This is a genomic window from Streptomyces sp. NPDC038280 (genome assembly GCF_055600045.1).
The window spans coordinates 68,290-93,962 of sequence record NZ_JBVJYZ010000008.1; the positions used below are offsets into that span (position 1 = coordinate 68,290).

Genomic DNA, 25,673 nt, shown 5'->3' on the forward strand with positions numbered 1-25,673 from the left:
AGCGACGGCCGGCCGCTGCGGGGCTGGTTCCTGCTCGCCGGGGGCGTCCTCGCGTCGGCCGCTCTCGCGGTCGTCGAGGCCCGGCGGCGGGGGACGGCGACCGCCCCGCTGCTCTCCCCCACCCCGCCCCTCCCCGAGACCCTGCCCGGGGCGGGGCGACACCGGGCCCGCGCGGCCGCGCCGACGCGCTCGGCGCGGGGTCGGGCCCCCGCGGTGCGGCGGCGACCCCACTGCCCCGGCGGACGGCGCGCCGTCTCACCGCAGGCGGGGCGTCGTCCATTCGAGGCGGGTTCGCAGGACGTCGTCGCGGATGTGGACCAGGGCCGAGAGGGCCGTCGCGCGGGCGGAGCTGTCCGGGGGCTCGTCGGCCAGGAGGTGGGTCAAGGCGGGGACGGCCAGGGGGTCCTGGCGGATGGCCAGGCCGCGGGCGGCTTCCGCGACGACGTCCGGGCTGGGGTCGTCCAGGCGGGCCGCGAGGGCGGAGTGCAGAGCGGGGGAGTCGTCGTCGGTCTCCGCCAGGGCGAGCGTCGCCCAGTCCCGTACGCCGGAGTCGGGGTCGTGGCTCAGAGCGATGAGGTTGGCGACGGCCTCCTCGTGACCGCCGGGCACCATGCCGGTCAGGGCGACGGCGACCCGGCGCCGGACGTCGGGCTCCGGATGGCCGGCCCGGGACAGCAGCTCGGGGAGCGCCGCCGGGTCGCCGTACTGGCCGAGGCCGCTGACCACCGCCCGCAGCAGCTCGTCGTCGTCCGTCTCCCGGGCCAGCTCCCGCAGCAGCGGCACCGCACGCGCGGCGAAGCCGAGCCCGCTCAGCACCTCCACCCCGAACGTCTGCCGCAGCGGATCCCCGCTCGCGCACCACGCCGCGGCCGCCTGGAAGGTCTCCTCGTCGCCGCGCCGTCGCAGGACGCCCACCGCTTCCAGCCAGTCGTCCTGCTCCGGGTCCCCGCAGGCGAGCGCCCGCGTCGCCAGTTCCTCGTACGGAGTACGGACGCCGAGCCGCTCCTCCAGCATCGTCACGATGGCCGCGTGCCCGGTCTGCTGCTCCTGGCCGGCCGACGGTTTGCCGTCCCTCAGCAGCTCGACGACGACCGTGACACCGCCGTCCTCGGGGACGTGCCGGGCGACCAGCTCGTGTTCCTCGCCGTACGTCTGTGCGAGGGACTCCTTCAAGGTCCGCTCCACATCGACCCCCAGCCACCGCCGGGCCTCCGCGAGGGCCTCCCCCAGGGTCTCCGGGGCGCCGCCTCCCGCCCCGTGCCGCAGCAGCGCCCGTACCGTCGAGGCGGAGCCGCGCCGGGCGGCCGCCACCAGGGGCGGCGAGCCGTCGGGGCCGGGCAGGGAGGGATCCGCGCCGTGCTCCAGGAGCACCTCCACCGTGTCGGCGTGGCCCTGCGCCACCGCCCAGGTCATCGCCGTCCAGTCGTACGCCTCCCGCTGGTCGACCCGCGCCCCGGCGGCCAGCAGCGCCCGCACGACCTCCGTGTGCCCGCCGCACGCGGCCCCGCACAGCGGCAGCTCACCGGCGTCCTCGCCGCTGCCGCGCCCGGGGTCCGCCCCCGCCGCGAGCAGCAGCCGGACGATCCCCGGCTCATTGGTCACCGACGCCCGGTAGAGAGGGGTCTCCCCGTCCTCCCCGGCCGCGTCGGCGGGCACGCCCGCTCGCAGCAGCCGCACGACGGCGTCCTCGCCCTCGTGGACGGCTTCGAACACATCAGGGGCGCCCGGCTCGTTCGTCATGCTCCGACCCTACGGAAACCGGCTCAGGTGTCGCATTCGAGAATGGTCCGGCAGAGCGCGCAGCGGGCCCGCACCCGCCCCCGCACCGGCACCCGGATCCGCTGGTGGCAGGTCGGGCAGGGAAAGGAGACCCGTAGTTCCCCGCCCCTGGCGGACTCGAAGGCATACGGAGGCCCGGCGGCGGAGCCGGCAGGGGCGGCGGGGCCACGCGGGTTGTCCCTGGCGTACCGCCGGTCCTTGGCGTACCGGTGGCGCCCCGCCCACCCGGCGGCGACCAGCGGCGGCTGCCGGCCGTCCAGCAGCGCGCGGGCCCGGCCGCTGACGTACGCCTGGTACGCCTGCGGGCTGGTGAACCAGGGCGAGGGGTCCTCGCCGAAGGCCAGCGCCCGCTTGGCGAGCACGTACCCGAATTCCTCCGGCGTGAGATATCCCAGCTTCTGGCTGGTCAGATCGTCCTCGCGGTACGCGTCGAGCAGCAGCCAGCCGGCGCCGAGGTAGGTCGTCACCGTGTCGGTGAGGATCTCGTTGTCGCGAGTGCCGGGGAACGTGAGGTCGAGCCGGTGCAACAGGACATGGGTGACCTCATGGGCGAGCGCCGCCCCGATGTCTCTGCGGTGGGTGCGGAAGCGGTCGTTGAGTTCGACGAAGTACTCCGGCCCCGCGGCCAGTTCTACGCTCGCCGCGTGCGTCATCTCGCGGAACGAGACGACCATCCGCGCCTCGGGCAGTCGCAAATGCCGCACCAGCGTGTGGGCCACCCGCTGCGCCCCGAGGTGCAGGTCGTCCTGGTCGGCGAAGGCGACGTCCACGGGGGCGACGCTGGTCGCGTACTGGCCCAGGCCGTCGGGTGACAACCGTTTGTAGAGCGCGGTGACGGCCGCCCGCACCGTGTCGAGATGCGGATAACCGCGCGCGACCTCACTGCCGTTCACCACGTCCGGTACCCCCACACGTGAAAGATCCGACGCTCGGCCCGCTTCCACTGTACGGGCCCGGCCCGCGACGCCGCCCTGCCCCGACGGGTCGCCCCGGATGGCCGAAAACCCCTCCTTGTGACGGCTGCGGCGCCCTCCTCATAATCCGGACCACGACTTGACGGGCCCATGTCATCGAACTGCCTGGGGCGTGGACGCCGTCCTGTCCGCACGGCTTCAACCCCCCACGAAAGGCAGACCCTTGAACATCGTCCGTACGCTCAAGAGATGCGCCGCCACCGCGGCCGTCCTCCTCGCCGCGGTCAGCCTCCAGCCCGTGAGCGCCGCCTCCGCGGCCCAGGCGCCCGTCGTCGGCGGCACCCGCGCCGCCCAGGGCGAGTTCCCCTGGATGGTCCGGCTCTCCATGGGCTGTGGCGGCTCCCTGCTCACTCCGCAGGTCGTGCTGACCGCCGCCCACTGTGTGAGCGGCTCCGGCAACAACACGTCGATCACCGCCACCGCCGGAGTCGTGGACCTCCAGAGCAGCAGCGCCATCAAGGTCCGGTCGACCAAGGTCCTCCAGGCCCCCGGCTACAACGGCAAGGGCAAGGACTGGGCGCTGATCAAGCTCGCCCAGCCCATCAACCTCCCGACCCTCAAGATCGCCGAGACCACCGCGTACAACAACGGCACGTTCACCGTCGCCGGGTGGGGAGCGACCCGCGAGGGCGGCGGCCAGCAGCGTTACCTGCGCAAGGCCCAGGTGCCGTTCGTCACCGACGCCTCCTGCCAGGCGTCGTACGGCAGCGACCTCGTGCCGAGCGAGGAGATCTGCGCCGGTCTGCCCGAGGGCGGCATAGACACGTGCCAGGGCGACTCCGGAGGCCCGATGTTCCGCCGTGACAATGCCGGAGCCTGGATCCAGGTCGGCATCGTCAGCTGGGGCCAGGGCTGCGCCCGGCCCGACTACCCCGGCGTCTACACCGAGGTGTCCACCTTCGCCTCCGCCATCAAGTCCGCGGCGGCCGGGCTGTAACAGCCACTGAACAGCGAGCGCGGGGGAGGGGCGGCCCGGCGGGTCCGCCCCTCCTGCCCGCCCCGGGCGTACGTCTGCCTACGCCAGGCGTACGTCCCCGCTCCCGCCTTCGCCCCCGCCCTCCAGCTCCAGCACCCACACCTCGTTGACGCCCTCGCGCAGCACCGGTCCCGGTACGAACAGGGACTCCTGCGGTCCGGCCGACCAGTACCGGCCCAGACAGAAGCCGTTCACCCAGGCGAACCCCCGTGTCCAGCCAGGCAGTTCCAGCCGCGCGTCACCGCGTACGGTGACACGGCACGCGCCGCGGAACAGCCCCGGTCCGCGCCCGGGCCCCGGTTCCGTCGCCCGGAACGGCACCTTCCCCACCGCCTCCGCCTCGAACGCGTCCAGCCGCAGCCCCCGCGCCCGCACCCCGTGCAGATACTGCCGCTCATGGCGCACTCCACCCGTGATGCCCTTCGACTCACCCAGCCGCGGCCCGTAGTTGACCCGTCCGAGAGACTCCACCCACAGCTCCACGGCCGCCGGCCCCGCCACCGCCGCGCCCAGCTCGGTGCGCTCGCCGTCCACGTACATCACCGCCAGGTCCCGCACGCCCGTCACCGTCAGCGGATACGGCTTCCGGGGGCCCGGCACCTCCAGCCGGTACCGGACCAGACCCCGGTCGATCCCGAGCTCCTCGAAGGTCGGTGGCACCGCCGTGCCGGTCTCCTCGTCGCCCAGCACCTCCAGTACGTCGTGGAGCGGCGCCCACGCGTCGAGTACGGCGCTCACCGGCGCGGCCAGCCGGGCGGGCGGCTCCGGCGGCTCCGGCAGCGGCTCGTCGGAGTACGGCGCGAGGACCTCCCGGAACCGCCAGAACTTCTCCGTCGGCCGCCCCTCCTCGTCGATCGGCGCGTCGTAGTCGTACGACGTCACCGTCGGCTGGAGCGGTCCGTCGTGCAGGCCGCCGGAACGGTTGGCCCCGGCCCAGCCGGCGAAGTTCGTCCCGCCGTGCGCCATGTACACATTGACCGAGGCGCCGCACTCCAGGACCTCCCGCAGCGCCTGGGTCGCGTCCCGGGCGTCCCGCGCGGCCGCCTTCTCGCCCCAGTGGTCGAACCAGCCGCACCAGAACTCCATGCACATCAGCGGGCCGCGCGGCTGATGGCGGCGCAGCACGTCGAAGGCCGCCCGGGCGCCCGATCCGAAGTTCGCCGTCGCGAGGATCCCCGGCACCGAACCGCCGGTGAGCATGTGGTCCTCGGGCCCGTCCGAGGTGAACAGCGGGACGCTCACTCCGCAGGAGCGCAGGAGCTCCGCGAGACGCCGCAGATAACCCTGGTCGGAGCCGTAACTCCCGTACTCGTTCTCGACCTGCACCATGATCACCGGGCCGCCGCCCCGACCGTTCCGGCCGCCCGGGTCACCGTCACCGCTCCGGCCGCCACCGCCGACCCGGTCGCACTGCCGCTCCACGACCTGCGGCAGCAGTGTGCGGAACCACCGCTCCACATGCTCCAGATACTCGGCGTCGCCGCTGCGCACCCGCCGCCCGAGCCGGCCGGTCAGCCAGTGCGGCAGGCCGCCGTTCTCCCACTCGGCACAGATGTACGGGCCGGGCCGCACGATCGCCCACAGCCCCGCCTCGCGCACCGCGTCCAGGAACCGGCCGAGCGCGCCCACGTCCCGGTAACGGCCCGGCGCGGGCTCGTGCAGATTCCACGGGACGTACGTCTCCACGCAGTTCAGACCCATCGCCCGCAGCATCGCGAGCCGGTGCCCCCACTGCTCCTCGTGCACGCGGAAGTAGTGCAGCGCGCCGGACAGCAGCCGCACCGGCCTCCCGTCCAGCAGAAAGTCCTCGTCCCCCACCCTGAAGTCGGCCACCATCCCCGCCCGTCTCTCTGGTCCTGTACCGCGACCAACCCTGGGCTCTGGCGGCGGGCCGGTCCATGGACAAAGATCAGCGCTGTTTGGACGCAAGGGGAGGCGACAGCGGATGTATCACACGTGGATGCGCTATTTCACTCCCAGCCCGGTCCACCTGCGGCTCGGGCTGGTCTGTCTCGGCGTCGGTCTGCAGCACGGCGCCCTGCCCATGGTCGGCCCGCGCACCCTCGACCACCACGTCGCCGTGCTCGTCAGCGCGGGCGGCGGCTGGTACAAGAGCGCCGACGGGCGGCGCACCGCGGTCACCGCGCCGGCCGTGATCTGGCTGACGCCCGGTGTCCCGCACCACTACGCGGCCGACCCGGGCACCGGCTGGGACGAGAGCTTCGTCGACTTCACCGGACCGGCCACCGCCACGTACACCGAACTGGGTTACATAGAACCCGACCGGCCCGTCGTCCCCCTCTCCGACGCCGCCCCCGCCCGCGCCGCGATCGGCCGCATCGCCAGGGCCGCCCGGCGCGGCAACCCGCTCCTCGAAGTGGAGACGGGCGCCGCCGTCCATGAACTCCTGGTCGCCCTGCGCCGCGCCCGCGCCGACACCAACGCCGACGGCGACCCGGTCCTCTCCTCCCTCGCCCGCGACGCCTGCCGGCCCCTGTCCGTCACGGAGCACGCCGCCCGCCACGGCATGACCCCGGCGGAGCTGCGCACCGCGGTGCGCCGCAGCGCGGGCTGCAGTCCCAAGGACTATCTGCTCTCGATCCGCCTCGGACGCGCGAAGGAGCTGCTGGCTGCCACGGATCTGCCCGTCGCGGCCGTCGCCCGCCGCGTCGGCTACGACGATCCGGCGTACTTCTCCCGGCTGTTCACCCGCCGGGTCGGCACCGCGCCGATCCGCTTCCGCGAACAGCAGGGACGGACCGTCCCCGGAGGCTGGAGCAACCGGATCCCGGATCCCGAACACCCTCCGACGCTCTCCACATGACCGGTCTAAGCTCGCTGCCCATGAGCACCAGTGACACCCCCGGCGCCGTCGACGCGTCCGTACGCGCCGAACTGACCCGACTGCGGGAGAGCATCGACAACATCGACGCGGCCGTCGTCCATATGCTCGCCGAGCGCTTCAAGTGCACCCAGCAGGTGGGCCACCTCAAGGCCCAGCACAGCCTCCCGCCGGCCGACCCGGCGCGCGAGGCGAGGCAGATCACCCGGCTGCGGGAGCTGGCGGAGAACGCGAAGCTGGACCCGGCGTTCGCGGAGAAGCTGCTGAACTTCATCATCGCCGAAGTAATTCGGCACCACGAGACGATCGCGGGCGGCACGACAGCCGAACAGGGCGCCTGAGGAGCGCGACCCCCAACCGCTACGCGCTGCCGGATAATCACTGCGCGGCACGGCCGCCGACCGATACGCTCACCGAGCCCGGTGCGAAGGCAACAGCTACTTCACCTGTCAAGTGAGCAACGCGGGTTCGAATCCCGTCGCCGGTCCCGGCCGGTGTCGTCCAGCGGCCCAGGACGCTACGTCGCTGTCGCCGACCCTGATCTCGGGCACCCAACCTTTCACGGAAGGCGGAGCGCATGTCCTCCGGTCCAGCGGTCGTCACCGTCTTCACGCTCGGTGGCACCATCTCGGCCAGGGGCGGCGACGCCTCCCGGATGACCGGCGCCGAGGTGCTGGCCGCCGCGGGCGTCCCGGCCTCCGTCGACATCGAACTGCGCGACTTCCGGCGCGTACCCAGCTCCTCGCTCTCCTTCGAGGACCTGACCGCGCTCGCGGCGGAAGTCGACAAAGCGACGGCGTCCGGCTCCGGGGTGGTCGTGGTGCAGGGCACCGACACCCTTGAGGAGACCGCGTTCCTCCTCGACCTGGTCTGCGCCGCACAGCGGCCGATCGCCGTGACGGGCGCCATGCGACGCCCCGATCTGCCGGGCGCTGACGGCCCCGCGAACCTCGCGGGAGCGATCGCCGTCGCCGCCGACCCCGCCTGCCGGGGCCTCGGTGTGCTCGTGGTGCTCGCCGACGAGATCCATGCCGCCCGGCACGTGCGCAAGACGCACACCACCTCCATCGCCACCTTCGCCTCCCCGGGCGCGGGACCCCTCGGCGCGGTCGTCGAGGGCCGGCCCCGGGTCCTGCTCAAGCCGGCGCGACCCGTCGTCGAACGCCCGCTGAGACTCAGCCGCGAGGTCCGGGTCGGGCTCGTCACCCTCTCCCTCGGCGACCGCGGTGAACTCCTCGACCTCCTGGACGACCGCTTCGACGGCCTCGTCGTCGCGGCGTTCGGCGCCGGGCACGTACCGATGTGGCTGGTCGAGCCCCTGGAGCGGCTCGCGGCCCGGATGCCGGTGGTCCTCGCCTCCCGTACCGGCTCCGGCGCGATGCTCACCGAGACCTACCGGGGCCCCGGCTCGGAGTACGACGTCCTCGGCCGCGGTCTGATCTCCGCGGGATCCCTGGACGCCCCCAAGTCCCGCCTCCTGCTGCACGCACTCCTGTCGGACGGGCCGGACGGCGCGGCCGACCGGCCCGCGATCGCCGCCGCCTTCGCCGCCCTCACCGGCGGGACGGCAGCCTGACGGGCCCCCGCCCGACCACCCGCGCCGAGCGGCGTCCGCCGCAGGCGGCACCCCCCCACCCGGTCGCCACCCGACCCGCGCGAGCGCTCCCCACGCCCCCGGGAAGCGCCCACGCCCTCAGCGAATCCCCCTGCCCCGCCCACGGCCGATCGGGCAGCATGGCCCCATGTCCGTACTGACGCGCGACGAAGCGCAGACCCGTGCCCAGCTCCTCGACGTCCACCGCTACACGATCGACCTCGATCTGACGACCGGCGACGAGACCTTCGACTCCCACACCGTCATCCGCTTCACGGCCCGCACGTCGGCGGACACCTTCGTCGAGCTCAAGCCCGCCACCCTGCGCTCGGTCACCCTCGACGGACAGCCCCTCGACCCGGAGAAGCTCGACGAGAACCGCCTCCCCCTCACCCTCACGGAGGGCGAGCACGAGCTGCGGATCGACGCCGCCATGCGCTACTCCCGCACCGGCGAGGGCATGCACCGCTTCACGGACCCCACCGACGGCGAGACCTACGTCTACACGCAGCTCTTCATGGAGGACGTCCAACGCGTCTTCGCCGCCTTCGACCAGCCCGACCTGAAGTCCGTCTTCGAGCTGACCATCACCGCCCCCGACGGCTGGACGGTCCTCTCCAACGGCATCACCCAGCAGCAGGCGGACGGTCGCTGGAAGGCCGCCGCCACCCCCCTCATCTCCACCTACCTCGTCGCCGTCGCCGCGGGGCCCTGGCACTCGGTCCGCACCGCGCACGCCGGCCTCCCCTTCGGCATCCACTGCAGGCGTTCCCTCGCGCCCTTCCTCGACGCCGACGCCGAGGAGATCCTCGACGTCACCCGGCAGTGCTACGACCGGTACCACGAGAAGTTCGAGGAGCCGTACCCCTTCGACTCCTACGACCAGGCCTTCGTCCCCGAGTTCAACGCGGGCGCCATGGAGAACCCCGGCCTGGTCACCTTCCGCGACGAGTTCATCTACCGCTCCGCCGTCACCATCACCGAACGCCAGACCCGCGCCATGGTCATCGCCCACGAGATGGCCCACATGTGGTTCGGGGACCTCGTCACCCTGCGGTGGTGGGACGACATCTGGCTGAACGAGTCCTTCGCCGAGTACATGGGCTACCAGACCGTCAACGAAGCCACCACGCTCTTCCCCGACACCTGGGTCGACTTCGGTGTCGTCCGCAAGGCCTGGGGCTACGACGCCGACCAGCGGCCCTCCACCCACCCCGTCGCACCCGACCCCGACGCCGTCCCCGACACCGCCTCCGCGCTCCTCAACTTCGACGGCATCTCCTACGCCAAGGGCGCCTCCGCCCTGCGTCAGCTCGTCGCCTGGATGGGCGAGAAGGACTTCCTCGCCGGTATCAACGCCCACTTCGCCCGTCACAAGTTCTCCAACGCCACCCTCGCCGACTTCATCGACAACCTCGCCTCCGCCACCGACCGCGACGTCCACACCTGGGCCGACCAGTGGCTGCGCACCACCGGCGTCGACACCCTCACCCCCCAGATCGGTGAGGCGGAGGGCTACTGGCACCTCCACGTCGACCAGGACGGAAGCCGCCCCCACCGCATCGCCGTCGGCGCCTACGACCGCGACCTGGTCGACGGCCGCAGCCTCACCCTGCGCGAGCGGTTCGAGATCGACGTCCCCCAGGGGGAATCCGTCAGCGTGCGCGCCGGCCGCCGCCCCGCCCTCGTCGTCCTCAACGACGGCGACCTCACCTACGCCAAGATCCGCCTCGACAAGGGCTCCGAGGAACCGGCCCTGCGCACCCTCTCCGGCGTCCCCGACGCGCTCACCCGCGCCGTCGTCTGGAACTCCCTGCGCGACATGGTCCGCGACGGTGAACTCGAACCCACCACCTACCTGGAGACGGCCCGCGCCCACCTCCCCGAGGAGTCCGACCTCGCCATCGTCCAGGGCGTCCTCGGCTTCGCCTCCGCCCAGATCGCCGGACGCCATCTGGGCGCCGATGCCCGCCCCGCCGCGCTCGCCCTGCTCAGGGACCTCACCCGCGACCTGATCCGGCGCACCGAGGACGGCAGCAACCCCGGCCTGCGCCTCACCGCCGTACGCCACTTCATCGACGCGTCCGCCCAGCCCGGCACCCTCCAGAGCTGGCTCGCCGACGGCGCCGTCCACGGCGGCCCCGAGCTCGACCCCGAACTGCGCTGGCGCATCCTCGGCCGCCTCGCCGTGCTCGGCGCCACCGACGAGAGCGCGATCGCCGCCGAACTCGACCGCGACCCGAGCGCCACCGGCCAAGAAGGCGCGGCCCGTTGCCGCGCCGCCCTCCCCACCCCCGAGGCCAAGGCGGCCGCCTGGGAGCTGCTCTTCACTTCGGACACGCTCTCCAACTACCTCTTCACGGCCGTCGCCCAGGGCTTCTGGCAGCCGGAACAGACCGAGCTCGTACGGGAGTACGTCCCCCGCTACTACCCGGCCGCCATCGACCTCGCGGCCCGCCGCGGCCCCGCCATCGCCGAGGCCGCCGGGCGCTACGCCTTCCCGGTGTACGCGGTCGACGCGGAGTCCCTCCGCACCGGCGAGGCCCACCTCGACGACCCCCGTGCGATCCCGGCCCTCCGCCGCAAGCTCGTCGACCAGCTCGACGACCTGCGCAGGGCCCTGGCGGTCCGCACCGCCTGACGACCGCGGGCGGGGGCAGCGGCCCCCGCCCGCCTCCAGCACCCCGGCGCGTCCGCGCAACACCCCTGTCCCCCTTTCGGGTTGCCCTCGGGCGCTCGGGGGACATACCCACCGAACCCCCGGCAGGGTGGTGTCATGCACACCCCGCCCCTCGCCGGAGGCCCCGCAGGGCCCGACGCGCTCCGGCCCCTGCTCGGCACCGTGCTCGACGCGCTGCGCGCCGGGGCCGAGCGGCGCGGCGGGCCGCTGCCGGCCGGGGGTCCCGGCGTGGTCGGCGAGCGGCTGCGGACCGCGCTCGGTCCCGTGCTCCCCGATACGGGAACGGGCGCCGAGGAAGCCCTCCGTACCCTCGTCACCGCGCTCGCGGACGGCGCAGCCGACCCCGCGGACCCGCTGTGCGCCGCGCACCTCCACACACCGCCGCTCGCGCTCTCCGCCGCCGCCGACCTCGCGGCCTCCGCGCTCAACCCGTCCATGGACTCCTGGGACCAGGCCCCCGCCGCCTCGGCCCTCGAAGCCCTCGTCACCAGGACGCTCGCCGCCGAGGTCTACCCGGGGGAGGACCACCCCGACGCCCTCGTCACCACCGGCGGCACCGAGTCCAACCAGCTCGCGCTGCTCCTCGCCCGCGAACGCCACGGCCCCGTCACGGTCGTGTGCGGCGCCCACACCCACCACTCCGTCCCCCGCGCCGCCTGGCTCCTCGGACTGCCCGAACCGGTCACCGTCCCCACCCCGGACGGCACCCTCGACCTCGCGGCCCTCGACGACGCCCTCGCCGGACTGACCGGCCCCGTCCTCGTCACCGCCACCGCGGGCACCACCGACACCGGCCGCATCGACCCCCTCCCCGGGATCGCCGACCTCTGTGACCGCCACGGCGCCGAACTCCACATCGACGCCGCCTACGGAGGTCCGGTCCTCTTCTCACCCACACACCGGGTCCTGCTCGCCGGACTCGACCGCGCCCGGTCGGTCACCCTCGACCTGCACAAACTGGGCTGGCAACCGGCCGCCGCCGGACTGCTCGCGGTCGCGGACACCAGCCGCCTCGCCCCCCTGGGCCACACCGCCGACTACCTCAACGCCGACGACGACACCGAGGCCGGCCTCCCCGACCTGCTCGGCCGTTCCCTCCGTACCACCCGCAGGCCGGACGTCCTCAAGACCGCCGTCACCCTGCGGGCCCTCGGCCGCGCCGGCCTCGCCGGCCTCGTCGACCAGGTCGTCGCCGCCGCCCAGCACCTCGCCGATCTCGTGGACAAGGCCCCCGCCCTCGAGCTGTACGAACGGCCCACCCTCACCACCGTCCTGTTCCGGCCCGCCGGCGCGGGCGACGACACCGTCGCGGCGGTCCGCCGCACCCTGCTCACCGAAGGCCGCGCCGTCCTCGGCCGGGCCCGCGCCGACGGCCGCCTCTGGCTCAAGGCGACCCTGCTCAACCCCCACGCCACCCCCGGCGACCTCGAAGAGATCATCACCCTCGTGGAAGGCAGTACCGTCCGATGACCGGCACACCCCAGCACGCCATTGACCAGCCCCAGGACCTGGTGGGCATCGGCATCGGTCCGTTCAACCTCTCCCTCGCCGCGCTCGCCCACGGCGTCCCCGGCGGCGTCGCCGCCGCCTTCTACGAGCAGCGCCCCGCCTTCCACTGGCACCCCGGTCTCCTCATCGAGGGCGCCACCCTCCAGGTCCCCTTCCTCGCTGATCTGGTGACCCTGGCCGACCCCTCCAGCCCCTGGTCGTTCCTCAGCTACCTCCGGTCCCGCGACCGGCTCTTCCCCTTCTACTTCGCCGAGAAGTTCCACATCCAGCGCGCCGAGTACGACGCCTACTGCCGATGGGTCAGCGACCAGCTGCCCGGCCTGCACTTCGGCCACCAGGTCGACGCCGTCCGCTGGAACCCCGAACGCGACCTCTTCGAAGTCGACTTCACCCAGCTCGACGCGGCCGGGGAGGCCGAGGCGCTGGGCCGCGCCCACACCCGGCACATCGCCCTCGGCGTCGGCACCGAGCCCTACGTCCCCGAACCCCTGCGGCCGCTCGCCGACGCGCCGACCGTCCCGGTCATCCACTCCGCCGACTATCTCGCCCACCGCGAGCGGCTCCTCGCCGCCGAACACATCACGGTCATCGGCTCGGGCCAGTCGGGCGCCGAGATCTTCCTCGACCTGCTGCGCGCCCGCCCCGCGGGAGCCGAGAAGATCCACTGGCTGGCCCGCACGGAGGCCTTCGCGCCCATGGAGTACTCCAAGCTCGGCCTGGAGCACTTCACCCCCGACTACACCCGCTACTTCCACGCCCTGCCCGAATCCGTACGCGACGGACTCGTGCCCCGCCAGTGGCAGCTCCACAAGGGCATCGACACCGACACCATCGCCGCCATCCACGACGAGCTCTACCGCCGCACCCTGCACGGCGGCTGGCCCGACGCGGTGCTCACCCCCGGGGTCAGCGTCCGCACCGCGGGACGGGTCGCCACCACCAAGGTCGAACTGCATCTGGAGCACGTGCAGCAGGCCACCCGCTCCCGCCTCACCACCGACGCCGTCGTCCTCGCGACCGGCTACCGGGAACGCCCGCTCGACCGGATGCTCGCCGGTCTCGACCCGTACGTCCGCCGTGACTCCTCCGGGCGTCCGCGCATCGACACCGAGTTCCGGCTGGTCCTCGACAGCTCCGTCACCGGCTCGGTGTACGTACAGAACGCCGAGAAGCACACCCATGGCGTCGGCGCCCCCGACCTCGGTCTCGCCGCCTGGCGCAGCGCCGCCATCCTCAACTCCCTGACCGGCAAGGAGCCCTACCCGCTGCCCCGCCGCACCGCCTTCACCACCTTCGGCCTGGAGCGGCGAGAGGCGCCGCGCATCCCGGCCCAGGGCCCGGAGCTGACGCCTCTCGCACAGAACCTCTAGAACCGGGTACCTAGAAGACCGGAACCCCGTCCCGCGTCAGCTTCCAGTCCACCGACGCGAACTGCGACGGGTCGACCGTCCCCTTCGCCCGCACCCACTGGATGATGGTGTTGCGGATCTCGTCCGAGTTGGCCCACAGCTGCGGGGCGGACGCGACATGCGGAAACGCTCCACCGCCGCTCGCCCGGTAGTTGTTGACGGCGAGCACGAACTGCGCGGCCGGGTCGATCGGCTTCCCCCCGAAGGACAGGCCCACGATCCGGGAACCGGCCGGCTTGGCGATGTCGATCGTGTACGTCAGCCCGGACACGGCGTCGTAGTTGTAGTCAGGAGTGTTCTCGGCGTTGGTGAGCTTCGCCGTGTCCACCGGCGCGCCCGGCGCCGTCTGGACGTAGTACCTCGCCGAGTACTCCAGGTACGCCTTCAGCTGGGCGCCGGTGAGCAGCCGCGCCTCCAGCGTGTTCTCGAACGGGTAGAGACCCGCCGCGTCCTTGATGGTGACCTGCCCGGCCGGAATCGCCGCCGTGCGGGAGAAGCAGGATGCCTGGGAGAGCACCGGCAGCGCCGCGTACTGGCCGCCGGCCAGGGCCGCCTTCACCGTCTCCGCCTGGACGTGGTTGATCAGATCGATGATCGGCTCGTCCTTCCAGGCCGCCTCGGCCGTGGTCATCGACGCCGTCGACGTCCCGATCACCTGGTTGACGTACGCGACGACCTTCGTGTGCTCGTCCTCCAGGAGCCGTACGACCTCCGGGTCCTCGGCCACCGTGTTGGAGTTGAGGACCTTCGCGCCGACCTTCTCCACGGTCCAGCGGCCCTTGCCCCACACCAGCTCGAAGTCGAACAGCGTCAGCCGCTGTCCCCACTTCAGCGGCTCGGACAGCACGACGTCCTTGCCCGTCTCCTTGTTGGTCACCCGGTACTCCGGGATCTCGGTGTGCGCGTGACCCACGAGGATCGCGTCGATGCCCGGCACCTGCTCGGCGACCAGCGCGGCCGCGTTCTCGACGTACGGCAGCTGGTCGCCGTACGACGACGTGCCGCTGGAGCCGCTGTGCGCCGACACGATCACCACGTCCGCGCCCATGGAGCGCAGCTTCGGCACCCACTTCGCGGCCTGCTCCTCGAGGCCGGGGAAGACCATTTTGCCGCTGACGTTCTGCTTGTCCCAGATGGCGATACCGGGGTTCGTCAGCCCGAGTATCGCGACCCGCACATCGCGGCCGTGCGGTGTGCACAGCCGGTGCATGCTGTACGGGCGGAAGGCCGGCCGCAGCGTCTTCGCGTCCAGGGCGTTGGCGCCGAGCAGCGGGAAGTCGCACTGCTCCTCGAACTTCCGCAGCACCGGAATGCCGTAGTTGAACTCGTGGTTGCCGAGAGCGGCGGCGTCGTAGCCGATGGCGTTCATGGCCTGCGCCATGGGGTGGACCGGGCCGCGTGCGGCGGTGATCGGGTCGACCTTGGCGTAGTAGTACGACAGCTGGGTGCCCTGGATGGTGTCGCCGGCGTCGATGAGGAGGGTGTTGCGGACCCCCTTCTCCTTCCGCACCTGGTTCACCAGCGTCGAGATCTTGGCCAGACCGACGTCGTTGTGGTTCTTGTCGTCGAACTCCCGGTCCGTGAAGTAGTCCCAGTTGAAGACGTTTCCGTGCAGATCGGTCGTTCCCATGACGGTGAACGCGTACCGCTTCGGCGGACGTCCGGTGGTGGCCGACACGGTGGCGGCCCGCGCGGGGGCGGCGAGCCCTCCGGTGAGGGCGGCGCCGGTTCCGGCGACGACCGATCCCTCCAGGAACGTCCTACGGTTCAGCGGCATCTGATCTCCTTGGTTCAGTGGTGCACAACGCGCGTAGATTCTGGCCCACGGGACCCACCCGGCAACACCCCTGACGGCCATTCCGGTGCGAGAGTGTTCCGACAGAGTCGCCGCCAGTGCCGCCGCCGTACGAGGGAGCCCGTCGTGACCACCGAAGAACCGACCCCCGCCGCCGTTCCGTACGGCACCCCCGAGGCGCCGCGCGTCGCCGTACGGGGCGAGGCCCGGCTGGAGTTCGACCCGGAGATCGCCCGCATCGGCGTCACGGTCAGCGCGCGCGGCACCGACCGGCGTTCCGCACTCGACGACCTGACCCAGCGCAACACGGAGGTCGTCGACCTCATCAAGTCGTACGGTGATTCGGTCGAGAAGCTGGAAACCGGGGCGTTCTCCATCAGTCCGGAGCTGACCCGGCACGGCCGCGCGGAACGCGTCCGCGCGTACCACGGGCGCGTCCACCTCACGGCCGAGCTGGCCGACTTCACGGCCCTCGGCGAACTGACGACCCGCCTCGCGGACCTCGAACTCACCCGTGTCGACGGCCCCTGGTGGTCTCTGCGCCCCGACTCCCCGGCGCACGGGGAAGCCCGGCGCCAGGCCGTGAAGGAGGCGGTCCAGCGAGCCCGCGAATACGCCGAGGCCCTCGGCACCCGCCTCGCGGCCCTGGTGGAACTGGCCGACCTCGGCGCTGAAAACGCGGCGGCCTACGGTGGAATGCCCCCGGCCCCCGGCACCCTCCGCATGGCCTACGCGGCAGAATCCACGGACGCCCCGCCGCCCCTGGACCTGGAACCCCAACGCCAAATGGTCTACGCCCAGGTGAACGCCCGCTTCACGATGGCCCCACCGACCTTGTGAAACGGCGGGACGGCCGGGGGCGTGGGCCTGCGGCTCCGCGCCGAGTGCGTCCGGGGCGCGCCGCGCACCGCGTGCGCGGCCGCCCCGGCCGCCTCCCGAGGCCGGGCTCGTACCTGCCGTCCCGAAGGCGCCCCCACGGGTCCGGCACCCGCTCCCTAGCCGGGGGCGGTGCCCGCTCGCGTCGGCGGCGCGGGGTGCCCGGGGGGCCGGCCGTCCTCACCCGGCGGAGTGGGGCCGCCGCCCCGGGCGGGGGTTCGTTCGCCTCCGTTCGCCGGTGGGGTGGGGGTGCCACCGGGGTGCCGAGCTCCTCGGTTTTGCCTCCCCGCGCGGTGAGGCGCGGAGCTGCCCGCCCGGATCCGGCTCGTGTTCGCGTACGCCGACCGCTCGGGCGGGGCGCCCGGTGTGCGGTGACCGGCCCCGCCTCGCGGGACGGCCGCGACGCCGGGCTCCTGGCCCCGGCGCCGGTTCGTCCGCGTCGGCGGTGCGCCCCTCGCCCCCGGCGGGGTTTCGGGAAGGGGTGGGGTGGGGGATCCCGTGCCCGTACCCCCGCCCGCCGGCCGTCGATGGCCCTCTCACCGCAACAGCCCGAACACCCTCTCCGCCTCCGCCTCGTGCGCCGTCGCGGTCTCCTCCGCCGGGGCCCCCGACAGCACCCGCTCCAGCAGCCGCCCGAACAGCACCCGCAGCGCCCCGCCCAGGCGCGCCGCCTCCGCCAGGGGGGTGATGTCGCCGGGGGGCCAGTCCTCCGCGAGGACGGCCGCCACCGCCGCCTCCCGCTGTTCGTGGAACTCCCGCAGCCGCGCCAGCAGCACCGGACTCTCCGTCAGCATCCGCGCGAACGGCTCCGGCGCGAATCCGATGACCGGGTCCCGCCGCCTCACCGCCGCCAGGTAGTCCTCCCGCAGCGCCTCCACGGGAGACCCGCCCCCGGCCCGCGCCGCCGCCACCACCCGTGCCGGACCGGAGACGAACTCCTCGCTCAGGTCGAGGACGAGGTCCTCCTTGCGCGGGTAGTAGTTCGTGACCGTCATCTTCGCCACGCCCGCCGCCGCCGCGACGTCCGCGATCGTCACCTGCTCGAAGCCACGCTCGATGAACAGGCCCGTCGCCGCGTCGGAGATCGCCTGCCGGGTCTGTCGCTTCTTCTGCTCCCGCAGGCTCGGTGCGCTCATGAATCCACCCTCTCATAGGTCGAACCTAAATTTATGCTTGACCTAGAGCATAGGTCCGACCTAAATTTCGGTCCATCATAAAAAACCCGATCGAGAGGCCCACCCCTTGCCCACGCTCACGCACTCCTCGCACGACACGGACCAGGTCCGCGACTACCTCCGTCAGATCGCCCGCATCCCCCTCCTCACCGCCGAACAGGAAGTGCGCCTCGGTTGCCGCGTCCAGGCCGGTCTCGCCGCCGAGGCGGAGATCGCCGCGGCCGGTGTCCCCGACGCCGAGCTGGAGCGCGTCTCCCTCGACGGCCGGCGCGCGAAGAACCACATGCTGGAGGCCAACCTCCGCCTCGTCGTCTCCATCGCCAAGCGCTACACCGGCCGCGGCATGCTCTTCCTCGACCTCGTCCAGGAGGGCAACCTCGGCCTGCTCCGCGCCATCGAGAAGTTCGATCCCGCCAAGGGGTTCAAGTTGTCCACCTACGCGACCTGGTGGATCAAGCAGGGCATCGGACGCGCCCTCGCCGACCAGTCCCGCACCATCCGCGTCCCCGTCCACATGGTCGAGGAGATCAACCGCCTCGCCCGAACCCGGCGGGAGCTGGCCGCGACGCTCGACCGCGAGCCCACGGTCGAGGAACTCGCCACCGCCCTCGACGTCACGGTCGAGCGGATCGTCCAGGTGAAGGGCTACGACCGCACCCCCGTCTCCCTGCACACCCCTCTCGGTGACGGCGACGGTGACGGCGGCACCGAACTCGGCGACGTCATCGAGGACTCCGCCGCCCCCGCTCCGGAGGACATCGTCGGCGCGGACCTCCTCAGGTCCCAACTCCGCGCGATCCTCGCCAAGTTCACCGAGCGCGAGGCCGGTGTCATCGCCCTGCGGTACGGACTCGACGGCGACGACCCGCGCACCCTCGAGGAGATCGGCAGGGTCTACGGCGTGACCCGTGAGCGCATCCGGCAGATAGAGGCCAAGACCATGTCCAAGCTCCGCCACCCCTCCCGGCTGCGCGCCCTCAGTGGCTATCTCACCTGACCGCTGAGCCCCTCGGGCCCGCTCATCGGAGCGGCCCTGCGCACAATTCAACACTTGTCAATAACCCTTCACCGAAAGGTTGTTGAGTAGTCATGCGTGACCAATTCTCTACCCACCGGTAAGGCCTAGGCTCAGACCATGCGCCGAGCAAAAATCGTCTGCACCCTGGGCCCCGCCACCGACACATACGACCAGATCAAGGCACTGGTCGAAGCCGGAATGGACGTCGCCCGCCTCAACCTCAGTCACGGCACCTACGCCGACCACGAGGAACGCTGTCAGCGCGTACGCAAGGCGTCCGAGGAAACCGGCCGCAGCGTCGGCGTCCTCGCCGACCTTCAAGGCCCGAAGATCCGTCTGGGCCGCTTCGCCGAAGGCCCCGTACTCCTTGAACGTGGTGACACCTTCACCATCACCGTCGAGTCCGTCGACGGCGACCGCCACAGCTGCGGCACCACCTACGCCGGCCTCGCCGACGACGTCACCGTCGGCGAGCGCATCCTCGTCGACGACGGCCGCGTGGCCCTCGAAGTCACCGAGGTCGAGGGGCCCCGCGTCCACACGACCGTCATCGAGGGCGGCATGGTCTCGGACCACAAGGGCCTGAACCTTCCCGGCGTCGCCGTCTCCGTCCCCGCCCTCTCCGAGAAGGACGTCGAGGACCTCCGCTGGGCGCTGCGCACCGGCGCCGACGTCATCGCCCTCTCCTTCGTCCGCAGCGGACGCGACATCGAGGACGTCCACCGCATCATGGACGAGGAAGGCCGCCGCCTCCCCGTCATCGCCAAGATCGAGAAGCCCCAGGCCGTCGAGAACATCGACGACATCGTCGCCGCCTTCGACGGCATCATGGTCGCCCGCGGCGACCTCGGCGTCGAGATGCCGCTGGAGCAGGTCCCGATCGTCCAGAAGCGCGCCATCAAGCTCGCCAAGCGCAACGCCAAGCCGGTCATCGTCGCCACGCAGATGCTCGACTCGATGATCGACAACTCCCGCCCCACGCGCGCCGAGGCCTCCGACGTCGCGAACGCCGTCATCGACGGCACCGACGCCGTGATGCTGTCCGGCGAGACCAGCGTCGGCAAGTACCCCGTCGAGACCGTGAGGACGATGAGCCGCATCGTCGAAGCGGCCGAGGAGGACGTCCTCGACAAGGGCCTCCCGCCCCTGACCGACCGGAACAAGCCCCGCACCCAGGGCGGCGCCGTCGCCCGCGCCGCCGCCGAGATCGGCGACTTCCTCGGCGCGAAGTTCCTCGTCGCCTTCACGCAGTCCGGCGACACGGTCAAGCGGCTCTCCCGCTACCGCTCACCCATCCCGCTGCTCGCCTTCACCCCCGACGCCGCGACCCGCTCCCAGCTGAACCTCACCTGGGGAGTGGAGACCTTCCTCGGACCCCACGTGGACTCCACGGACGCGATGGTCGCCCAGGTCGACGAGGAACTGCTGAGGATCGGTCGCTGCCGGAAGGGTGACATCGTGGTGATCACCGCCGGCTCCCCGCCCGGGGTCGCGGGCTCCACCAACCTCGTCCGCGTCCACCACATCGGCGAGGACGACAGCCCGAAGTAGTCGCGGCGGGGCGGGTACGGGGCCGCTCGGGCGGAACAACGCTCGGACGGACGATCACGGGGCACGCAACGCGTGACCATGGAATCGAAGTAAAAGTGCCCCAGGTGGGATTCGAACCCACACTGTCCGCTGTTTGAGAGCGGCCTCTCTGACCAGTTGGAGTACTGGGGCCTACGAAAGAAAGGGCCAAGGGAACCCTGTGCGGAACTACCTTACAGGAGGTGGGTAGGCTCATGGGGAGCTGTATCTGCCGTGGAACGAGGAGCCCCCGTGACCGCCCCCGAGTCGCCCCAGCCCGCCGCCGACGACGACCAGTCGCACGTCCCGCCGCTGACGACCCGTGTCGTCATCGCCGAGGACGAGGCGCTCATCCGCCTCGACCTCAAGGAGATGCTCGAGGAAGAGGGCTACTCGGTCGTCGGTGAGGCGGGTGACGGTGCGCGGGCCGTCGAGCTCGCCCGGGAGCACAGGCCCGACCTGGTCATCCTCGATGTGAAGATGCCCGTCCTCGACGGCATCTCCGCCGCGGAGAAGATCGCCGGTGAGTCCATCGCCCCGGTGCTGATGCTCACCGCCTTCTCGCAGCGCGACCTCGTCGAGCGTGCCCGGGACGCCGGGGCCATGGCGTACCTGGTGAAGCCCTTCAGCAAGAGCGATGTGGTCCCGGCCATCGAGATGGCCGTATCCCGGTTCGCGGAGCTGAAGGCGCTGGAGCAGGAGGTCGCCGACCTCTCGCAGCGGTTGGAGACCCGCAAGCTCGTCGACCGGGCCAAGAGCATTCTCCAGACGCAGTACGGGCTGAGCGAGCCGGCCGCGTTCCGCTGGATCCAGAAGACGTCGATGGACCGGCGCATGTCGATGCAGCAGGTCGCCGAGGCGGTCATCGAGGACGCCGAGGAGAAGAAGGCCGCGAAGGGCCAGTAGCCGCAGGCGCCCGTACGTGAGAAGGCCCGCCCCACTACGTTGTGGGGCGGGCCTCCTCGTACAGGGGCTGCTCAGTCCTCGCCGAGATATGTCTTGCGGACCTCGTCGTTGTGCAGCAGTTCCTGGCCGGGGCCGGACAGCTTGATCGTGCCGACCTCCAGGACGTACGCCTGATCGGCGAGCGAGAGCGCCGCCTGGGCGTTCTGCTCGACCAGCAGGATCGTGGTGCCGTCGGCCTTGAGCGCCGCGATGGTCTCCATGATCTTCTGCATCATGATCGGGGAGAGGCCCATCGAGGGCTCGTCCAGCATCAGCAGCTTGGGCTGGGACATCAGCGCCCTGCCCATGGCGAGCATCTGCTGCTCGCCGCCGGAGAGGGTGCCGGCGGCCTGCTTGCGGCGCTCTCCCAGGATCGGGAAGAGGTCGTAGGCGCGCTGGATGTCCCGCTCGATGCCGTCCTTGTCACTCCGCAGAAACGCTCCGAGCTGGAGGTTCTCGGCGATGGTCAGGCGGGGGAAGATGTGCCGGCCTTCGGGGGAGTGGGCCATGCCGAGGGCGACGATCTTGTGGGCGGGGATGCCGTTGAGGGGCTTCCCGTCGAACATGATCGTGCCGCCGGAGGGCTTGAGGAGCCCCGAAAGGGTGCGCAGCGTGGTCGTCTTGCCGGCGCCATTGGTGCCGATGAGGGTGACGACCTGGCCGGCCTCGACGCTGAAGGAGATGCCCTTGACGGCCTCGATCTTGCCGTAGGCGACCCTGAGGTCCTCGACCTCGAGGAGTGCGGTCACTTGGAGTCTCCTTCTGTGGTGCTGGGCGCCTCGGGGGCGGTCTCGCCCTCGCCCTCGCCCTCGTCGTCGCCGTCGGAGTCGGCGTCCGGGGCGTCGGCCGGAGCCCCGGCCCCGGCGTCGGCTTCCGGAGCGTCGCTCCCGGCCTCGGGTGCGTCGGCGGCGGGGGTGGCTTCCGCCTCCGCCTGTGCCTCCGCCGCCTCGACCTCGGCGACCTCTTCCCCGCCCGGAGCGCCCTCGTAGGGCGTACCGAGATAGGCGGCGACGACGCGCTCGTCGCCCTGGACGACCTCGGACGTGCCCTCGACGAGCTTCTCGCCCTGGACGAGCACGGCGACGCGGTCGCACAGGTTGAAGATGAAGCGCATGTCGTGCTCGATGACGAGGACGGCGATGCCCTGGTCCCGGATGGCGAAGATGAGCTCTTCGGTGGTCCGGGTCTCGTTCTGGTTCATGCCCGCGGTGGGCTCGTCGAGCAGGAGCAGGCCGGGGTCGCTGGCGAGCGCCCGGGCGATCTCCAGCTTGCGCTGCTCGCCGTAGGGGAGGTTGCGCGCGAGGTGGTCGGCCTTGTGCTGCAGGCCGATGAACTCGAGCAGTTCCATGGCGCGTGCGTGCGACGCGGCTTCGGCCTTCTTGAAGCCGGGGCCGCGCAGCAGCGCCGACCAGAGGCCTTCCTTGGTCCGGGTGTGACGTCCGACGAGAACGTTCTCGAGGACCGTCATGTTGGCGAAGAGCCGGATGTTCTGGAAGGTGCGGGCGACGCCGGCCTTGGTGACCAGGTGAGGCTTGGGCGGCAGGACCGTGCCCTTGTAGCTGACCTTGCCCTCGGTGGGGACGTACAGCCCGGTGAGGCAGTTGAAGAAGGTCGTCTTGCCGGCGCCGTTGGGGCCGATGAGTCCGACGATCTCGCCTTCGCGGACGGTCAGGTCGACGCCCTTGACGGCGGTCAGTCCGCCGAACCGCATGGTGACGCCGCTGGCCTGGAGCACGGTGGCGGCGGTGGCCTGCGCGGTGGTGGTGGTCGTGGTGGTCATGATGGTCACGCCCCCGCCTTCGTGGTGCCGGCCGTGGCGGTGGTGCCCAGGCCTTCGGTGGGTACGTCGAGTTGGCCGGTCTCGTGGAACTCGAGTTTGGCCCGACGGTTGGCGATGAGGCCTTCGGGACGGAAGCGCATCAGCAGGATCAGCGCGATTCCGAAGCCGAGCAGCTGGTATTCCTGCAGGAACTGGAGCTTGGCCGGGATGAGGTAGAGCACGGACGCGCCGAGCAGCGGGCCGGTGATGGTGCCCATGCCGCCGAGGATGACGGCGGCGAGGAGGAAGGCGGAGTTCGGCGGCACGGGGCCGGCGAACTGGTACATCTCCGGGACGACGGTGCTCTGTACATGTGCCTGCACCGTGCCGGCGAGACCGGCGAGGGTGGCGCCGAGGGCGAAGGCGATCAGCTTGACGCGGAAGCCGTTGATGCCCATGGCGGTGGCGGCCGTCTCGTCCTCGCGGATGGCGACCCAGGCGCGGCCGATGCGGGAGTTCTGCGACCGGCTGAACACGACGACGACCAGGATCATCGCCAGCAGCATCAGCAGGTAGTAGTTGGCGTAGGAGCCGAGTTCGATGCCGAGGACGGTGTGGGGCTGGCCGAAGTCGAAGCCGAACAGGTTGAGGTCCGGCACGTTCGGGACGCCGTTGGGTCCGTTGGTGATGTCCGGGCCGTTGTCGCCGTCGAGGTTGTTGACGGTGATGCGGAAGATCTCACCGAAGCCGAGGGTCACGATGGCGAGGTAGTCGCCGCGCAGCCGCAGGGTCGGGGCGCCGATGATGACACCGAAGATCAGGGAGACCAGGGCACCGAGGAGGACGGAGGCCCAGAAGGGGAACTGGACGTGGAACGCGGAGGCGGTCGATCCGGAGACGAGGGCGGCCGTGTAGGCGCCGACGCCGAGGAAGGCGACGTATCCGAGGTCGAGCAGTCCGGCCAGGCCGACGACGACGTTCAGGCCGAGAGCGACGGTCGCGAAGATGAGGATGTTGACCGCGACCAGGGTGTACTGGTCGGTGCTCTGGGTGAAGGGGAACGCGGCGGCGGCGACGAACCCGGCGATGACCGCGATGCTGCGGTACTTCTCCGTGAAGGCCGAGAGCCGCGCGATGAGGCCGGCCTTGAAGAGCGCCGCGACGGCGAACCCGGTGATGATCAGGTAGCCGATGAAGAGCTCGGCGTACTCGGTGTCGATGCCGTAGGTGACGACGAACATGCCGACACCGAAGGACGCGACGATGATCAGGATCTCCGCCCAGGAGGGGAGTTCCTTGGCCGCGGGGGCCTTGCGGGAGTCGTCGGGGAGCTGGAACGCGGCCAGCGGGATCAGGACCGCGACGAAGGCGACGAAGCCGCCGGGCTCCAGGTTGACGAGGCCGCCGAGTTCCCACGCGATGGCGAGGACGGTGTACCACGTGGTGCCGAGGGCGCCGAGGGCGAGCAGGCGCAGGGCCTTGGTGCTGCCGGTCGGTGCGAGCCAGCCGAGGCCCTTGATCCCGGCGCCGGCCAGTGCGAAGAGCACGAGCAGGACGCCGGCGACGAGGCTGAGGACCTGGAGGCCGCCGGGGTAGCCGGTGACGGTGAGGTCGCCGGGGAACTCGTCGGTGTACGTCCAGGCCAGGAAGGTGCTGGCGATGGTGGCGACGCCGCCGAGGGCGACGATCCAGTGGTAGACGCTCGCGACGGCGGAGGAGGTGGCCGCGGCCGGTCCGGGGGTCTTGGTGAGGTCTGTTGTCATCGTGCTCACGCCCTGTCCGCGACGCGCTCGCCGAGTAGGCCTTGTGGCCTGAACAGCAGCACGAGGATGAGGAGGGAGAAGACCCAGATGTCCTTCCAGGCGCCGCCGCCGAACTGCTCCATGCCGGGGATGTCCTGGACGTAGGCGATCGAGAGGGTCTCGGCGATGCCGAGGACGACTCCGCCGACCATGGCGCCGTAGATGTTGCCGATGCCGCCGAGGACGGCCGCGGTGAACGCCTTGAGTCCGAGCAGGAAGCCCATCTCGAAGCGGATCTGGCCCTTGTCGAGGCCTTCGGCGACCGCGGCGACGGCGGCGAAGGCCGCGCCGATGGCGAAGGCCATCACGATGATGCGGTCGGTGTTGATGCCCATGAGCTTGGCCGTGTCCGGGTCCTGGGCGGTGGCCTGCATGGCGCGGCCGCTGCGGCTCTTGGAGACGAAGAAGCCGAGGGCGAGCATGCAGACCGGGGCGGCGACGAGCACGAACGCGTCGGCGCGGGAGATCGACAGACCGTCGAGGATCTGGAAGGAATCGCCCTTGAACTCGGGGAAGCTGACCGGGCTCTTGGCTCCGGGGTAGAAGCCCCAGACGAGCTGCTGGAGCACGATCGAGAGGCCGATTGCGGTGATGAGCGGGGCCAGGCGTGGCGCGCCCCGGAGCGGGCGGTAGGCGAAGCGTTCCGCGGCTGTGGCGACGGCGACGGAGACGACCGCACCGCCTATCAGCATCACGGGTATCGCCAGCACGAGGGGCGTGCCGTCGGGCAGGATCGTGTACGCCGAGAGGGCGCCGAAGCCACCGATCATGAAGATCTCGCCATGGGCGAAGTTGATGAGCTGGACGATGCCGTAGACCATCGTGTAACCGATGGCGATGAGGCCGTAAAGGGCCCCCAGGGCAAGGCCGTCGGCCAGCTGTTGCGGCAGTTCGTTCACCGCAGGGCCTCCGATGAGCGTGTCGGATATGACACCGCGCGAGGGCGCTGTTTGCGCCCTCGCGCGGCTTGG

19 protein-coding genes, 2 tRNA genes and 1 pseudogene are annotated in these 25,673 nt (G+C 71.6%); 12 read left to right on the plus strand and 10 right to left on the minus strand.

Annotated elements, in window-relative coordinates; genetic code table 11:
* Positions 1 to 255: 255 nt before the first annotated feature.
* Positions 256 to 1,740 carry a HEAT repeat domain-containing protein gene (locus ACZ7J0_RS18200; RefSeq protein WP_470888481.1) on the minus strand — a complete coding sequence of 495 codons (1,485 nt, stop codon included), beginning with the start codon at positions 1,738 to 1,740 and terminating at the stop codon, positions 256 to 258.
* A 23-nt stretch (positions 1,741 to 1,763) separates the two neighbouring features.
* On the minus strand, positions 1,764 to 2,675 hold the full coding sequence (locus tag ACZ7J0_RS18205; RefSeq protein WP_470888849.1) for a hypothetical protein: 912 nt from the start codon (positions 2,673 to 2,675) through the stop codon (positions 1,764 to 1,766).
* Between the two features lie 241 nt (positions 2,676 to 2,916).
* Here ACZ7J0_RS18205 and ACZ7J0_RS18210 point away from each other — a divergent pair, with 241 nt between their 5' ends.
* Positions 2,917 to 3,690, plus strand: a complete 774-nt coding sequence (locus tag ACZ7J0_RS18210) for a S1 family peptidase (RefSeq protein ID WP_470888483.1) — start codon at positions 2,917 to 2,919, stop codon at positions 3,688 to 3,690.
* A gap of 78 nt (positions 3,691 to 3,768) precedes the next feature.
* Here the strand turns inward: ACZ7J0_RS18210 and ACZ7J0_RS18215 are convergent, their stop codons facing one another.
* Entirely contained in the window at positions 3,769 to 5,562 is a 1,794-nt protein-coding gene (locus tag ACZ7J0_RS18215) for a glycoside hydrolase family 35 protein (protein WP_470888851.1), read from the minus strand.
* Positions 5,563 to 5,674: 112 nt separating this feature from the next.
* On the opposite strand from ACZ7J0_RS18215, the gene ACZ7J0_RS18220 reads away from it, so the two are divergent.
* From ACZ7J0_RS18220 to ACZ7J0_RS18250, 7 genes are all read left to right on the plus strand, one after another.
* Complete coding sequence (locus ACZ7J0_RS18220; RefSeq protein WP_470888484.1) at positions 5,675 to 6,553, plus strand: helix-turn-helix transcriptional regulator; 879 nt, start codon at positions 5,675 to 5,677, stop codon at positions 6,551 to 6,553.
* Between the two features lie 20 nt (positions 6,554 to 6,573).
* Entirely contained in the window at positions 6,574 to 6,912 is a 339-nt protein-coding gene (locus ACZ7J0_RS18225; RefSeq protein ID WP_470888486.1) for a chorismate mutase, read from the plus strand.
* Positions 6,913 to 6,989: 77 nt separating this feature from the next.
* A tRNA-OTHER gene (locus tag ACZ7J0_RS18230) sits at positions 6,990 to 7,058 on the plus strand.
* 90 nt (positions 7,059 to 7,148) lie between these two features.
* Positions 7,149 to 8,147, plus strand: a complete 999-nt coding sequence (locus ACZ7J0_RS18235; RefSeq protein WP_470888488.1) for an asparaginase — start codon at positions 7,149 to 7,151, stop codon at positions 8,145 to 8,147.
* 166 nt (positions 8,148 to 8,313) lie between these two features.
* Entirely contained in the window at positions 8,314 to 10,806 is a 2,493-nt protein-coding gene (pepN, locus tag ACZ7J0_RS18240) for an aminopeptidase N (protein ID WP_470888490.1), read from the plus strand.
* 135 nt (positions 10,807 to 10,941) lie between these two features.
* A complete protein-coding gene (locus ACZ7J0_RS18245) occupies positions 10,942 to 12,315 on the plus strand; it encodes a pyridoxal phosphate-dependent decarboxylase family protein (RefSeq protein WP_470888492.1) in 1,374 nt (457 codons plus the stop codon).
* Positions 12,312 to 13,724 (plus strand): lysine N(6)-hydroxylase/L-ornithine N(5)-oxygenase family protein, encoded by a 1,413-nt coding sequence (locus ACZ7J0_RS18250; protein ID WP_470888494.1) that lies wholly within the window; start codon positions 12,312 to 12,314, stop codon positions 13,722 to 13,724. Before ACZ7J0_RS18245 ends, ACZ7J0_RS18250 begins: the two co-directional genes overlap by 4 nt.
* 10 nt (positions 13,725 to 13,734) lie before the next feature.
* On the opposite strand, the gene ACZ7J0_RS18255 is transcribed toward ACZ7J0_RS18250, so the two are convergent.
* Entirely contained in the window at positions 13,735 to 15,540 is a 1,806-nt protein-coding gene (locus ACZ7J0_RS18255) for a bifunctional metallophosphatase/5'-nucleotidase (RefSeq protein WP_470888496.1), read from the minus strand.
* 144 nt (positions 15,541 to 15,684) lie between these two features.
* Here ACZ7J0_RS18255 and ACZ7J0_RS18260 point away from each other — a divergent pair, with 144 nt between their 5' ends.
* The gene (locus ACZ7J0_RS18260) at positions 15,685 to 16,398 is read left to right on the plus strand and encodes an SIMPL domain-containing protein (protein ID WP_470888497.1); all 714 of its coding nucleotides are present in this window, start codon (positions 15,685 to 15,687) and stop codon (positions 16,396 to 16,398) included.
* 572 nt (positions 16,399 to 16,970) lie between these two features.
* Here ACZ7J0_RS18260 and ACZ7J0_RS18265 read toward each other — a convergent pair.
* Positions 16,971 to 17,570 carry a TetR/AcrR family transcriptional regulator gene (locus ACZ7J0_RS18265; protein WP_470888499.1) on the minus strand — a complete coding sequence of 200 codons (600 nt, stop codon included), beginning with the start codon at positions 17,568 to 17,570 and terminating at the stop codon, positions 16,971 to 16,973.
* Between the two features lie 88 nt (positions 17,571 to 17,658).
* Between ACZ7J0_RS18265 and ACZ7J0_RS18270 the strand changes: the two are divergent.
* Both ACZ7J0_RS18270 and pyk read left to right on the plus strand, forming a co-directional pair.
* A pseudogene (locus ACZ7J0_RS18270) lies at positions 17,659 to 18,606 on the plus strand (sigma-70 family RNA polymerase sigma factor); the annotation flags it as partial.
* Positions 18,607 to 18,744: 138 nt separating this feature from the next.
* On the plus strand, positions 18,745 to 20,178 hold the full coding sequence (gene pyk, locus ACZ7J0_RS18275) for a pyruvate kinase (protein WP_470888501.1): 1,434 nt from the start codon (positions 18,745 to 18,747) through the stop codon (positions 20,176 to 20,178).
* Between the two features lie 96 nt (positions 20,179 to 20,274).
* Here the strand turns inward: pyk and ACZ7J0_RS18280 are convergent.
* Positions 20,275 to 20,349: transfer RNA gene (locus ACZ7J0_RS18280), tRNA-Leu, on the minus strand.
* Positions 20,350 to 20,448: 99 nt separating this feature from the next.
* Here ACZ7J0_RS18280 and ACZ7J0_RS18285 point away from each other — a divergent pair.
* The gene (locus ACZ7J0_RS18285; protein ID WP_469118028.1) at positions 20,449 to 21,102 is read left to right on the plus strand and encodes an ANTAR domain-containing response regulator; all 654 of its coding nucleotides are present in this window, start codon (positions 20,449 to 20,451) and stop codon (positions 21,100 to 21,102) included.
* A 71-nt stretch (positions 21,103 to 21,173) separates the two neighbouring features.
* Here the strand turns inward: ACZ7J0_RS18285 and ACZ7J0_RS18290 are convergent, their stop codons facing one another.
* The 4 genes from ACZ7J0_RS18290 to ACZ7J0_RS18305 are packed head-to-tail and all read right to left on the minus strand — an operon-like array spanning position 21,174 to position 25,601.
* Positions 21,174 to 21,890, minus strand: coding sequence for an ABC transporter ATP-binding protein (locus ACZ7J0_RS18290; protein ID WP_470888503.1), 717 nt, complete (start codon positions 21,888 to 21,890; stop codon positions 21,174 to 21,176).
* Complete coding sequence (locus ACZ7J0_RS18295) at positions 21,887 to 22,921, minus strand: ABC transporter ATP-binding protein (protein WP_470888852.1); 1,035 nt, start codon at positions 22,919 to 22,921, stop codon at positions 21,887 to 21,889. Before ACZ7J0_RS18295 ends, ACZ7J0_RS18290 begins: the two co-directional genes overlap by 4 nt.
* Before the next feature lie 5 nt (positions 22,922 to 22,926).
* Entirely contained in the window at positions 22,927 to 24,663 is a 1,737-nt protein-coding gene (locus ACZ7J0_RS18300) for a branched-chain amino acid ABC transporter permease (protein ID WP_470888854.1), read from the minus strand.
* 5 nt (positions 24,664 to 24,668) lie between these two features.
* Complete coding sequence (locus ACZ7J0_RS18305; RefSeq protein WP_470888505.1) at positions 24,669 to 25,601, minus strand: branched-chain amino acid ABC transporter permease; 933 nt, start codon at positions 25,599 to 25,601, stop codon at positions 24,669 to 24,671.
* Positions 25,602 to 25,673: the final 72 nt, after the last annotated feature.